13 protein-coding genes are annotated in these 12,424 nt (G+C 65.9%); 7 read left to right on the top strand and 6 right to left on the bottom strand.

The genetic code is table 11. The features are described from left to right. Positions 1 to 86: 86 nt before the first annotated feature. Positions 87 to 647 carry a dihydrofolate reductase family protein gene (locus AC0B44_RS20000; RefSeq protein WP_471904522.1) on the bottom strand — a complete coding sequence of 187 codons (561 nt, stop codon included), beginning with the start codon at positions 645 to 647 and terminating at the stop codon, positions 87 to 89. A gap of 114 nt (positions 648 to 761) precedes the next feature. On the opposite strand from AC0B44_RS20000, the gene AC0B44_RS19995 reads away from it, so the two are divergent. The 3 genes from AC0B44_RS19995 to AC0B44_RS19985 all read left to right on the top strand — a co-directional run bounded on the left by AC0B44_RS19995 (position 762) and on the right by AC0B44_RS19985 (position 2,657). Continuing rightward, complete coding sequence (locus tag AC0B44_RS19995; protein ID WP_471904521.1) at positions 762 to 1,409, top strand: dihydrofolate reductase family protein; 648 nt, start codon at positions 762 to 764, stop codon at positions 1,407 to 1,409. Positions 1,410 to 1,493: 84 nt separating this feature from the next. Beyond that, positions 1,494 to 2,276 (top strand): SDR family NAD(P)-dependent oxidoreductase, encoded by a 783-nt coding sequence (locus AC0B44_RS19990; protein WP_471904520.1) that lies wholly within the window; start codon positions 1,494 to 1,496, stop codon positions 2,274 to 2,276. Between the two features lie 177 nt (positions 2,277 to 2,453). Continuing rightward, on the top strand, positions 2,454 to 2,657 hold the full coding sequence (locus tag AC0B44_RS19985; protein WP_471904519.1) for a zinc-ribbon domain-containing protein: 204 nt from the start codon (positions 2,454 to 2,456) through the stop codon (positions 2,655 to 2,657). Between the two features lie 16 nt (positions 2,658 to 2,673). Here AC0B44_RS19985 and AC0B44_RS19980 read toward each other — a convergent pair whose 3' ends face one another. The 4 genes from AC0B44_RS19980 to AC0B44_RS19965 form a co-directional block, all read right to left on the bottom strand. Then, the gene (locus AC0B44_RS19980) at positions 2,674 to 4,182 is read right to left on the bottom strand and encodes a protein adenylyltransferase SelO (protein WP_471904518.1); all 1,509 of its coding nucleotides are present in this window, start codon (positions 4,180 to 4,182) and stop codon (positions 2,674 to 2,676) included. A gap of 69 nt (positions 4,183 to 4,251) precedes the next feature. Beyond that, entirely contained in the window at positions 4,252 to 4,692 is a 441-nt protein-coding gene (locus AC0B44_RS19975; protein WP_471904517.1) for a nuclear transport factor 2 family protein, read from the bottom strand. A 549-nt stretch (positions 4,693 to 5,241) separates the two neighbouring features. After that, positions 5,242 to 6,423 carry an epoxide hydrolase family protein gene (locus AC0B44_RS19970; RefSeq protein ID WP_471904516.1) on the bottom strand — a complete coding sequence of 394 codons (1,182 nt, stop codon included), beginning with the start codon at positions 6,421 to 6,423 and terminating at the stop codon, positions 5,242 to 5,244. 36 nt (positions 6,424 to 6,459) lie between these two features. Continuing rightward, positions 6,460 to 6,621 (bottom strand): hypothetical protein, encoded by a 162-nt coding sequence (locus tag AC0B44_RS19965; protein ID WP_471904515.1) that lies wholly within the window; start codon positions 6,619 to 6,621, stop codon positions 6,460 to 6,462. Positions 6,622 to 6,743: 122 nt separating this feature from the next. Here AC0B44_RS19965 and AC0B44_RS19960 point away from each other — a divergent pair, with 122 nt between their 5' ends. Continuing rightward, entirely contained in the window at positions 6,744 to 7,793 is a 1,050-nt protein-coding gene (locus AC0B44_RS19960) for a lipoyl protein ligase domain-containing protein (RefSeq protein WP_471904514.1), read from the top strand. Positions 7,794 to 8,777: 984 nt separating this feature from the next. Next, positions 8,778 to 9,623 carry a glycoside hydrolase family 19 protein gene (locus tag AC0B44_RS19955; protein WP_471904513.1) on the top strand — a complete coding sequence of 282 codons (846 nt, stop codon included), beginning with the start codon at positions 8,778 to 8,780 and terminating at the stop codon, positions 9,621 to 9,623. 150 nt (positions 9,624 to 9,773) lie between these two features. Here the strand turns inward: AC0B44_RS19955 and AC0B44_RS19950 are convergent, their stop codons facing one another. Beyond that, the gene (locus AC0B44_RS19950; protein WP_471904549.1) at positions 9,774 to 10,511 is read right to left on the bottom strand and encodes a VIT1/CCC1 transporter family protein; all 738 of its coding nucleotides are present in this window, start codon (positions 10,509 to 10,511) and stop codon (positions 9,774 to 9,776) included. Between the two features lie 181 nt (positions 10,512 to 10,692). On the opposite strand from AC0B44_RS19950, the gene AC0B44_RS19945 reads away from it, so the two are divergent. Together AC0B44_RS19945 and AC0B44_RS19940 are read left to right on the top strand one after the other, a co-directional pair. Beyond that, positions 10,693 to 11,547, top strand: a complete 855-nt coding sequence (locus tag AC0B44_RS19945; protein ID WP_471904512.1) for an SDR family oxidoreductase — start codon at positions 10,693 to 10,695, stop codon at positions 11,545 to 11,547. A gap of 9 nt (positions 11,548 to 11,556) precedes the next feature. Further along, complete coding sequence (locus AC0B44_RS19940; RefSeq protein WP_471904511.1) at positions 11,557 to 12,111, top strand: DUF488 domain-containing protein; 555 nt, start codon at positions 11,557 to 11,559, stop codon at positions 12,109 to 12,111. Positions 12,112 to 12,424 lie beyond the last annotated feature (313 nt).

Here is a 12,424-nt window from a genome sequence, read left to right as displayed (position 1 = left end):
CGGGTGGTTCATCGACGACCCGAACCACACGAACGGGTCACGGACAGCATCGCAGGCCGCATCGGGAGGTGTGCCGACCCGCGGAACTACCGTCGCGGCTCGTACCGCAGCGCCACCGTTCCCGCACCGAACTCGTGCCGGCCGACGAGCCTCAAGTCGATCGGATTCGACAAGCCTGCCAACAGCGTCGGGCGGCGGCCTGCGATTCTGGGCTGCACTACGAACTCGTACTCGTCGATCAGCCCCAAGTCGGCCAGCGCCCGCGGGAGTGTCACCCCTCCGACGAACACCCCGTTCGGTGATTGGCGTTTGATTTCTCGAACCGCTTCGGCGAGATCGCCCTGTACGAGTTCCGCGTTCCAGTCGACGCTCGGGAGTGTGCTCGACACGACGAACTTCTTCGCCGCATCCATCGTGCGAACGAACGGTTCTGTCCATTCCGGATTCGATGCCGTCGCCGCAGACGGCCGCCACGCCGATTCCATCATTTCGTACGTCACCCGGCCGAACAGGAGCGCATCCGCCTGCTCGAGATTCGCGGTGTGGTGGCGGTGCAGTTCGAGCAGTTCTTTCTCGTCCGGGGCGCCCGCAAGATGGTCGCAGCAGCCGTCCAGCGTGATGTTGATGGAGTACCGGAGCAGTCCCATCGGGTCAGCGTAAACGAGAGGCAGGTTCTGTTACGGGGCTTCGGCGGCGACGATTTTGCCGACGCGGCGGGGTCTATCTCTGCGACAGTGGAACCACAGTGTGTGGAGGTGGGCATGGGCCTGATCGAAATCGAACTGTTCGCGACCCTCGACCTCGTCGGGCAGGCTCCCGGCGGACCAGACGAGGATCCCGACGACGGCTTCCCGTTCGGCGGCTGGCAGGCGCCACTGCTCGACAAAGTCACCGAAGCGCAGATCGGCGCGGCGTACGAAGGAACGGACGCGCTCCTCCTCGGCAGGCGTACCTACGACATCTTTGCCGCGTACTGGCCCCATCAGACCGGTGGTGAGGACGACGAGATCGCGACACTGTTCAACAGGGTTCCGAAGTATGTGACCTCCCGCGGCACCCCCGACCTGTCGTGGGCCGGGAGCACGAAACTCGGTCCGAATCTGGCAAGCTCCGTGCGCGAGATCCGCGAGCGGCACGAGCACATAAAGGTGGTCGGGAGTCTGAACTTCGTGCAGACCCTGCTGCGTGAGCAACTCTTCGATCGCTTGGATCTCTGGATACATCCGGTCGTGCTGGGTGTCGGGAAGAAGGTGTTCGACGGTGGCGAGGTGCCCACCAACGTCACGCTGCTCGCACCGCCGGTCTCCGATCCCAAGGGGACCGTGTACCTGCGTTACGGACCCGGCGAAGGCGCCCCCGGGACGGGTGACATGAGCGCGCCCGATCGTGGTGCCGGGGGCGAGGTCTGAGCCTCGTACGCCGTTGTTGGATGCCGTCCGTCACGGGTACCCGGCGTGCATGGCACATACAACGTCACGATTCGAGGAGTGATCATGACCGGGACTCGTCCTTTGGTGCTGGTGACCGGTGCCTCCCGGGGCATCGGATCCGAACTGGCGAAGTTGTTTGCCTCGGACGGATACGACCTGGTCGTCGCCGCGTCGTCGGAGGCGATCCACGATGCGGCCGGTGAACTGAGCCGACTGGGCGCGACCGTGCAGGCAGTTCAGGTCGATCTGCGCACCGAGGACGGCGTGCGCACTCTCTACGACGCGGTGGTCTCCGACGGACGGCCTCTGTCCGCAGCGGCGCTCAACGCGGGAGCCGGCGTCGGCGGCGCATTCGTGGACACCCCGCTCGAAGAGCTGCTGGCCGTGGTGGACCTGGACGTGCGCTCGACGGTTCATCTCGCACGACTGGTTCTCGCCGACATGGTGCGAGCCGGTGAGGGCCGTGTTCTGATCACCTCGTCGTTGGTGTCGAAGATGCCCGGTCCGTACCAGGCCGTCTACAACGCGTCGAAGGCGTTCGTGCAGTCCTTCACCGAAGGGGTCCGCGACGAACTGCGTGACAGCGGCGTGAGCGTCACGGCGATGTTGCCCGGAGCTACGGACACCGATTTCTTCGCCCGCGCCGGGCTGCTCGACACCGTGATGGGCAAGGCGCCCAAGGATGATCCCGCAGATGTCGCCAAAGACGGGTACGAGGCGCTCATGAACGGCAAACGGACGGTGGTCGCGGGCTCGCTGCTGACGAAGTCGCTGGCAGCACTCACATCGGTGACCCCGAATTCGGTGACCACCGCCCTGCACCGCGTCATCGCGAAACCCCGCTGACACGCTCTTCTCGGGCGCCGCGGTGCAGGATCGGCCTGCGCGCCGAGATTCGTCGCAGTGCAACCGCGTTCGTCTCCTCGACCGCACCGGCTGTGCTGCTTCGGGCGTTCCACCGCCTGCCCACCGCGTCGGTGCCCGGCCCACTCTCAGTGGAACGCATCGGCCTATGCTGGCGCGATGTTCTTTCTGTTCGGCTACGGCACCAAACGGCAATACCTCGGCGCAGGACACACCCGAACGTGCCCGCGCTGCCACAACACGACCGAGTGGAGAAGGCTGCGCGAATTCAAGCAGGTGACCGTATTCTTCGTCCCCGTCGCACGCTGGAATCGCCGCGAGCTCGAGGAATGCGGCATCTGCGGCACCGCCGTCGAAAGCTGAGCTTTATTCGAGCGACTCAGGTTCCGCAGAACGTCTGGAACGACTCGGTGAACGGCCGCGGAGCAGGCTCCGCGTAGGCCGACCATTCGTCACGCCGCTCGAACGGCTGTGTGACGACTTCGAGCAACTTGCCGAAGAGTGAAAGGTCTCCTCCGGTGGCTGCCCGCAACGCAGCGTCGAGATGGTGATTCCGGGGAATATAGAGCGGATTGACGCGGTCCATCGCGTCCGCGGTCTCCGCTGGACCTCTCCCCTGGTGCGACAAGAGCTCGTTCCATCGTTCCAGCCACGGACCGATGTTCGCGCGCGGCACGAGGCGATCCAGAGGTGTAGAGACTCCGCGAAGCTCGTCCGCCAACGCGCGGAAGGTGCCCGTCCAGTCGGCACCGGATTCTTCCATCAGGGACAGCAGGTCGTCGACCAGCGATCGGTCGATGCGTGTGCCGGCGATCCCCAGCTTGGCGGCGATACCCGCCGTGTAACAGCTGTCGTAACGGTCGTCGAACCTGTCGAGCACAGCCGACGCCGCAGTGATCGCGTCGTCAGGCGTGGAACCGATCAAAGGCAACAGCGTTTCGGCGAAACGGGCCAGGTTCCACTTCAGGACGGCGGGCTGATTCCCGAAGGCGTAGCGGCCCCCGTGGTCGATCGAACTGAACACGGCGGCCGGATCGAAGGCGTCCACGAAAGCACACGGGCCGTAGTCGATCGTCTCCCCGGAGATCGTCGTGTTGTCGGTGTTCATCACGCCGTGAACAAAGCCGGTGAGCATCCACTTCGCCACCAGCGCCGCCTGCGCGTCGATCACTGACTCGAAGAACCGCAGATAGCGGTTGTCCTCGCCCGTCGCGGGCAGTTCGGCGAGCTCCGGGTAATGACGGGCAATCGCGTAGTCCGCGAGCCTGGGCAGCACCTCTCCCTGCCGTGCCGCGTACTCGAAGGTGCCCACGCGGATGTGGCTGGATGCCACCCGCGCCAGCACTGCACCCGGCTCGACACCGTTACGACGAACGCCCCGACCCGTGGCGGCCACGGAAAGCGCGCGCGTCGTCGGAATACCGAGAGCCGACATGGCCTCGCTGACCAGATACTCCCGCAGCATCGGCCCGACCACTGCGAAGCCGTCACCACCGCGGGAGAACGGAGTCGGCCCGGAGCCCTTGAGATGCAGATCGACTCGCCCGCCGCGGGCATCGACCAGTTCGCCGAGCAGCAACGCCCGCCCGTCCCCGAGAAGCGGCGCATAGCCGCCGAACTGATGGCCCGCGTATGCCATCGCCGCCGGCGCAGATCCGGCCGGAACTGCGGAGCCGGACAGAACCGCGACTCCGTCTTCGCTCCGCAGCGCGTCGGTGCTAAACCCGAGATCAGCCACCAACTGTTCATTGAGAACAAGGAGTGCGGGGTCGGGAGCGGGAACGCCCTTCCACGGCACTGTGAGCTCGCCCAACTCCTCGGCGAAGGTGTTTTCGAGACCGGCCACCGCGGTATTCGTGTCCCTGGTGGAATCGGGAACTGCAGTCATGATTCGAGAGTAACCACTCGCAACCTTTCCAACCGTGCGGCCCGCCAGCCCCTTCTCATCCGTTGCGCCCTACGGTTCGGCGACCGGAGTTCCCTGGTGGTAGAGGATCGTCCAGCCGCTCGCCCGATGCTGCCAAATGGTCGCCCGGCGAGTGAGCCTGCTTCGGTGCAGCAGGGTGTAGGTCAGCAGGTAGGTCGAGGGCGCGAGCTCACGCAACTGGAAGTCGCTCGTCTGCCAGCCGAGGTCACCGGGAGAATCGGTTCCCCTTCGCTCCTCGAGGATCGACCAGACGTACTCCCGGCTGTAGCGACGCCCGGACGCTCCCGCTTCCCAGAAAGACGGATCGACGAGTCTGTCGAACTCCTCCCGCGTGAAGCCTGTCGGAGGACGGTGAAAAATGGGTTCTCGGACTTCCAGTTCTTCGAGAATCCCGAGAAGTTCCGGCGCGGTCCTGCGGTCCGGCTCGTGTGCGGCATGGTCCACGACGCCGACGATATCCGTCTTTCGCATCGCGCCCGGTCGGTATCGATCCGGCTCACTTCTCCCCCAACATCTTCCGTTCCCGAGCCCCCTCGATGCCACCTGTCGAGCGCCACGGGCGCTACCAAACTCCCGTGGCGGCATGCCGGCACATCCGGCCGGCGAGGCCGCTTCGCTCCAGAGGGACCGCGGTTTCTGTGATCGGCCATCGGATGCGAGTGCTGAGTTCAGAACGACGGCACCCGGTCTGGTCGTTGGGGTGGTTTGGGTGGGATGTTCGGTAATTCTGGGTGTTCCGTACGGTCCAGAATACTTTTCAAGCCTCGGCAGGCTGTTTCGCCGGCATCCGTAAGACTCGTGTCGAACAAGCCCGCACCTTGTAGTGGATGCCCTCCCGCGACGACCCGGCGCGCGGCGCTCAGGCACCGCTAGGCATGATGCGACGTTTCAGGTGCACCACTCCCCCACACGCCGCAGTCGAGCGACAGAAGGACGCGACACGCACGCGACCGAAGAGTGCCCGGTGATCAACCGGCGGCCGTCTGCATTTCCAGGGGGGGACGAGCCCCCCTGCGCCGCCTATGTTCGAGGGGCCTGCCCCTCTCCCCCGCCGAACAACCGTGCCGCCTGCAGCAGATCTCGAGCAACGGCCTCCGGTCGCTCGGTCGCCGCGAAGTGCCCGCCCCTGTCGTGCGTGATCCACTGCACGACGTCGTAGAACCGGCTCGCCAGCGACTCCGGCGGCACGCCGATATCCCGACGGAAGATCGAGAACGCGGCTTGGATCCGACTTTCAGGGGCAGAGCCCCATCCGTCGCCTTGGCCGGCACCCACTGCGTCCTGTGAGATGTCCGCGGCGTCGTCCGACCCCCAGTCGGAATCGTCCCCGTCGGCCTCGTCGGCGTACAGCCGGAATCCCGACCACGCGGTTCCTGTCAGCCAGGTCAGCGCCGTGACGCCCACGACGTCCTCCGGGTCGACGTCATCACCGACCGTGTCGAACTTGTCGGCGATCCAGGCCAGAAGCCCCACGGGCGAGTCGGTGAGGCCATAGGCCAGGGTGAGCGGTTCGGCGGACTGAACCATGAAGTAGACGGCGTTTTCCATCCACGCATCCATCGCCTCGAAGAAGGACCGTTCTGCAGCGTCGAGCGAGGCCCGGTCGACCACGAACAGTTTCGGAAACGGGATGTCGGTCAAATGGAGACCGGCCACCTCGTCGGGGTGCGAGCTTGCGATCTGGTCCGCGATGAGACTACCGAAATCACCGCCGTGCAGCACATACCTGGTGAGACCCAACTCGGCCAGCGCAGAGTGCACGCGTTCCGCAGCAGTCGCCGAACTCAACGGTTCGTCCGGTTGACCCGAGAACGCGAAACCGGGGAGCGACGGCACGATGACGTCATGACCCGCCTCCGTGAGCAGCGGAATCAGCTTCCGGTAGCGCAGGAACGTGTCCGGCCAGCCGTGCACCAGAACGATAGGCAGCCCGGTCGTCCGCTCGGCGCGAGCACGAACCAGATGCAGCGGGAAGTTGCCGTCCTCGTGGATCAGGTGCTCGAACCGATCGAGCGACTCGGCAAAGTCACCCCACCGGAACGTCTCGGTCCAGTAGTCGACCAGTTCACGTACGCGGTCGACGGCGATGCCGTGGCCATCGATCCCGGCCGGGACGTTGGGCCAGATCGTGGTCGACAGGCGCTCGTCGAGCAGGGCCAGGCGGGTGGGTTCGATAGGAATACGGAACGGGGTGAACGACAAAGCGGACTCCTTCGGTGTGATCCCGGCCTCTCGAAACTATCCGAACCATCCGACCTGAGTCTGTGGCCGGCGAATCCTCGTATGGCGGGTGCCCGCATCGGGAGAAGGGTCGATGCCCGGTCGGCCGAGATGACTCGAGCCGCTCACGGCGTCGAGGTCCGAGACCGGTAGATCGGTGGTGATCCCCGTTACGTTCATCGGCGCTCCTGTCCCCGCGGCGGAGCGAAATCGAGGCTCCCGCAACGATCACCGCGTGTCGGCCCGGTGCGCGGTCACCGCACGTGGTCCAGGAACCGACGCCGGGTCGATAGGCTGCTGGAATGCGTGGTGAGTACAAAGTCCCCGACGGCAAACTCGTGGCGGTCGACGTCGAAGTCGAGGACGGACAGCTGGCAAAGGTGTCCCTCTTCGGAGACTTCTTCCTCGAACCCGACGAGGCACTCGAGGACATCGTCGCGGCGGTGACCGGCATGCCGACCACCGCGAGCGCCGACACGCTCGGCAAAGCTATCGCCGACGCGCTCGACGACGACGTGTCGATGATCGGCTTCACCCCCGAATCCGTCGGCATCGCGATCCGCCGCGCCCTGGGCCACGCCACCACCTGGCACGACCACACCTTCGACGTGATCGAACCGGTGAGCCTCGACCCGGCGCTACACGTCGCCCTCGACGAGGTGATCACCCGCGAAGTCGCCTCCGGCAACCGCCCCCCGACCCTACGGTTCTGGGACTGGAACGCACCGCTCGTCGTCCTCGGCTCCTTCCAATCCGTGCGCAACGAAGTCGACGAGGAAGCCGCGGCGCGCCACGGCATCGGCGTCGTCCGCCGCATCTCCGGTGGCGGCGCGATGTTCATGGAACCCGGCAACTGCATCACCTACTCGCTGTCGGTACCCACCTCCCTGGTCGACGGACTGAGCTTCGAACGCTCCTACGCCTTCCTCGACCAGTGGGTAATGGGCGCACTCGCCGACGTCGGCATCAAGGCTCGGTACGTACCACTCAACGACATCGCCTCCGAACACGGCAAGATCGCCGGCGCCGCGCAGAAGCGTTTCGCCGCCGGCGCAGTGCTCCACCACGTCACGATGGCCTACGACATCGACGCCGACAAGATGACCGAGGTACTCCGCATCGGACGCGAGAAAATCTCCGACAAAGGCATCACCAGCTCCGGCAAGCGAGTCGACCCCATGCGCTCACAAACCGGTATGACACGCGACGACATCATCGCCGCCTTCCTCACCCACTTCCGAACCCACTACAACACCCACACCGGCGCCTACACCGACACCGAACTCACCGCGGCACGAGACCTCGTCGATACCAAATTCACCAACCCCGAGTGGACCTACCGCGTGCCCTGAAACACACTCCACACCCGCCCCACGGCGACACCTAGCCGTACACCCTGACCTGCCACGGCGGTGGGCTCGTCTGCGACGCCTTCGAGGCTCGAATGCGGCCCGACTTTGCTGCCGATAGCTCGGGTGGCATCGAGCAGGCTGCGGTCCGACGCCTTCTCTCTTTCGCCGCTCGTCAAGGCCGACGAGCAGAACTCGCACCCCTGGCACCGACGATGACGATCGACACGCGGTCACCACATCGGGAGTGGAGCATCGACACCTCCTGAGCCCGGCCGCTTCCAGCGTGATCACCGAGACCGCGCGGGCGCGATCGGGTGCGGGCAGGGCCACAGGGGTTCAAGCACGGATCAGGCGCGCATCCCGTGTACTCGCACAACATCTTTCACATCGCGCACCCGATACCTATCGCTGCCTCTTCGTCCCCACCGGTCACAGGCTCTGTAACGCCCTCCGAAGATCAACCAACGGTCACGAAAAGGTATCGCCGATGTGTCCTCCAGCACGATGCGGTCCGACATCCGGTAACGACGGGGAGCTTTCCTCGGCGAGTAAGGGTAGGCATTGTCCGCTCGCGGCGCACCCGGACATCCCTCCGGAAGCGCGCCGATCCGACATCCATGACCGACTCGCGACGGTTTCGCAATTACGTTGCGGCACAACATATTCGATGCACAGAGCACTCTGGATCGCGATGTCGATCCGAAGGTTTCCACTTCTGGCGCCCCGGCGGTCGAGCAAGATCGAAGCGCGCTCGGAACGACGGTAACGAGGCCGGATGCGTCGGCCGTCACGAGAAGGACACGGGAATGGCCTTCGCCACGATGCCTTGAAAAGGTCCCGAGCTGCGACGTTACCTGGTTGTGACCTTAAAACCGCTCGATGGGCATCGATGACGGGAGAAATGATCTCCGTTCGATAACGCCCGCGGTTCCCCGTCAGAGGCCGAACGAACTCTCGGCCGAATCTTGGAGCAAGCAAGAACCCATGTCCGTTTCATCTTCGCGCCGTCTGCGCGCTGCCATCGCCGCTGCTGCGGTCATCACCACCGCTGTCGGAGTCGGTACCGCTACTGCCGACGCCTCTCCGGCCACCTCCGTATCGACTCGATACGAGGAACCGACCCGACTGCTGAAGTCGTTGGACTTCGAGGCTCTCGCCACCGCCGGATGGTCCAAAGCGGACGCTACCGCATCCGTCGATTCCGAGGAGTCCACGGGGTCCGCCGAAGGGTCCACGGAGGCCACCGAGCCTACGGAGGCGACCCCCGAAGTGGTCGAGCCGGCCCCGGCCCCCGCACCCCCCGTCGTGACCCCGGACGAGCTGGCACGCATCGTTCCGGGAATCGCGCCGGAAAGGATCGCAGAGGTGATCAACCCTCTGAACGACGCGATGATCCGCCACGGTATCGACACACCTGTTCGTCAGGCGGCGTTCATCGCACAGCTCGCCGTCGAATCCGACTCGTTCCGGACCTTCGAGGAATACGCGTCGGGACGCGCCTATGAGGGCCGTGCCGACCTCGGCAACGTCCACCCGGGCGACGGCGAACGTTACAAGGGGCGTGGCGCCATCCAGATCACCGGCCGCCACAACTACGAGAAGGTGAGCGAGCACACCGGAGTGGACTTCGTGTCGCACCCCGAGATGCTCGCAGCACCGGAGAACGCGTTCACCACCGCGGCCTGGTACTGGACCTCCCGCAATCTCAACGATGTTGCCGAGAATGCAGGAATCGTCCGGGTCTCGGAGCTCGTCAACGGCGGCCATCACGCTCTGCAACGGCGGATCGCCGACTTCGAGCGTGGCCTGGACGTGCTGCTGCAGCCGTAGCTGCAGGCAGCGCACGGTCGTGCCGCGGGGAGTGACGTCCACGGACGCTCCACCGCACGTCACTCCCCCGGCGCCTCGTGGCCGAGCCTGCCCAGAGCCTTCCGTGCAACCTCCGATGTGCCCTGTCGCGCGCGGATCCGATCACTGGAGCTAGACGGCTACGTCGAAGATCTGCCCGATCCCGTACGTCACCACCATCGCCAGGGCACCTCCCAGCACGACACGCACGACAGCCCGGCCACGTCGGGCTCCCCCGAGCCACGCGCTGATCGACCCCGTGATTGCCAGCGCGACGAGCACGGACCCGAACGTCACCGGAATCCGTATCCCGTCCGGAGCCAGAATGATCACGAGCAGCGGCACCAGAGCCCCCAGCGTGAACGACACCGCCGAGGACAGGGCCGCGAGCCAGGGGTTGGCCAGATCCTTGGGGTCGATCCGCAGTTCGACCTGCGCATGCGCGGCGAGCGGGTCCCGGGCTGTCATTTCCTCCGCCGCAGTCCGGGCTGTGCTCTCCGACAATCCCCAGCTCGCGAGTAAGTCCTCGAGCTCGGACAGTTCGGCGTCCGGCATCGTGTCGAGCTCGCGTCGTTCCGCAGACAGCGCGGCCTGTTCGGTGTCGCGCTGAGTGCTCACCGACACGTACTCGCCGAGGGCCATCGAGACGGCACCGGCCGCGAGACCGGCGACCCCGGCAGTGAGAATCGCCTGTTCCGTCGCCGTAGCGGCTGCGACACCCACCACCAGGCCCGCGGTCGAGACGATGCCGTCGTTTGCGCCGAGCACGCCGGCGCGCAGCCAGTTGAGCTTGCCCGCCAGCGAACCACCGTGTGGTTCGGCTCCCTTGTGGCCTCCGGGCTCGGCGCCCTGCGACCGTGGTTCCGGCATCGACATGGCGTCAAGCTAGCACCGTTCCCTCGGCACCATCGGATATTGGCGCTTCGGAACCACGCTCCTTCCCACCGGCATTGTGTGACGGTTGTGCGGAGGAGACATACGCAGACCGGCGGCCGCCGGCTTTCGGTGCGGCCACGGTCCGGCTACGCCCCGCCGATGGGAGGGCCACACGATGGACAGCGCTCCCCTGATAGCGGTCACCGGCGCGACCGGCAACGTCGGGCGTGCGGTCGCGGACCTTCTCACACGGGACGGTGCCCGCATTCGGCTGGTGGTGCGCGACCCTGCTCGTGCACCGACCGATGCCGGCGACGTCGTGCAGGCCTCCTACGGCGACCTCGACGCGTCCACCGCCGCATTGAGCGGCGCGAACACCCTCTTCATGGTTTCGGCAGCCGAGAGCGCAGAGCGACTCGCCCAGCACCGCACCTTCGTCGATGCCGCGGCTGCGGCCGGGGTGCGCCACGTCGTCTATACGTCGTTTCTCGGGGCGGCTCCGGATGCGACCTTCACCCTCGCCCGCGACCACTGGGCCACCGAGCGGCACCTACGGGCATCCGGCATGGCCTGGACGTTTCTGCGCGACTCGTTCTACCTCGACTTCCTGCCTGCGCTCGCGGACGACGACGGAGTCATCCGCGGACCGGCCGACGACGGCCGTGTCGGCGCGGTGGCGCGAGCGGACGTCGCACGCAGCGCCGCAGCCGCGCTCGCGAACGTCGACGCCCATGCCGGCCGAACCTACGATCTGACCGGTCCGGATGCGATCACCCTCACCGAGGCCGCTCGCACGATCACCGAGGTCACGGGACGGCCCACCAGATACGAGGAAGAGACGGTCGAACAGGCATACACCTCCCGCCGCAAGTACGACGTTCCGGATTGGCAACTCGACGCCTGGGTGTCGACGTACACGGCGATCGCCGCCGGTGAGCTTGCGCCGGTGACCGACGCGGTCGAGCAATTGACCGGCGCTGCCCCACTGAGTCTCACCGACCTGCTGCAGCAGCGCCCGCCGGAGGGCTAGGACGGCGTCATGACCGACGAGCGCGGCACGATGTGGACGATCGGGCACTGGACGTGCCCGCCGTCCGTCGTGCTCGACGCTCTCGCGTCGGCCGATATCGAGTTGCTGGCCGACGTGCGCAAGATGCCCGGCTCCCGCCGCAGCCCGCAGTTCGACGCCGACGAGATGCCGTCGTGGCTCGGCGACGCCGGGATCGGGTACCTGCACCTGACCGAACTCGGTGGCCGGCGACCGAAGCAGAAGGACATAGACCCGGCTGTCAACGCCGGGTGGCGGAACACGAGTTTCAAGAACTACGCCGACTACACACTCACCCCCGAGTTCGAGAAGGGGCTGGCGCGGCTGACCGATCTCGCCCGCGGCACACGGGTTGTGATCATGTGCGCCGAGCCGATGCCGTGGCGCTGCCACCGCCTGCTGATCGGCGACACACTCACCGCGCGCGGGTGGACGGTGCTCCATCTGATGGTCGGCGCCGAGCCGCGACAACACCGATTGGGCCAGTGGGGCGCGACGCCCGAGGTCGGTGCCGACGGCGTGGTGACCTACCCCGGCGCGGCGTGAGATCGACAGACTCGAACTGCCACCGATCCTCGAAGGGAGATCTGATGAGCACAGTGAATATGGGCAAGCAGGGGCCTTGACCCCCGTCCGTGGACACGGGTGGTGGATTACGCCGCGGATGCCAGCGTAGCGATGTAGAGGCTCTCGTAGGTGTTCGGGGACCGGTGTCCGCACCAGGAGTGCCTTCTTCTGGTGTTGTAGCGGGTGACCCAGCGGAACGATAGTGCCCCGTGGAGTGGTGGACTTCGGATCGGCTCTGCAGTAGACGTAGTGATCAACGAGTCGTGCTGGATACTATGCTGTTTCGCTCGAG

Source organism: Rhodococcus sp. NPDC019050 (assembly GCF_055664235.1).
Note: the sequence above shows the minus strand (reverse complement) of the source record. Positions and strands in the feature narration are given on the sequence as shown.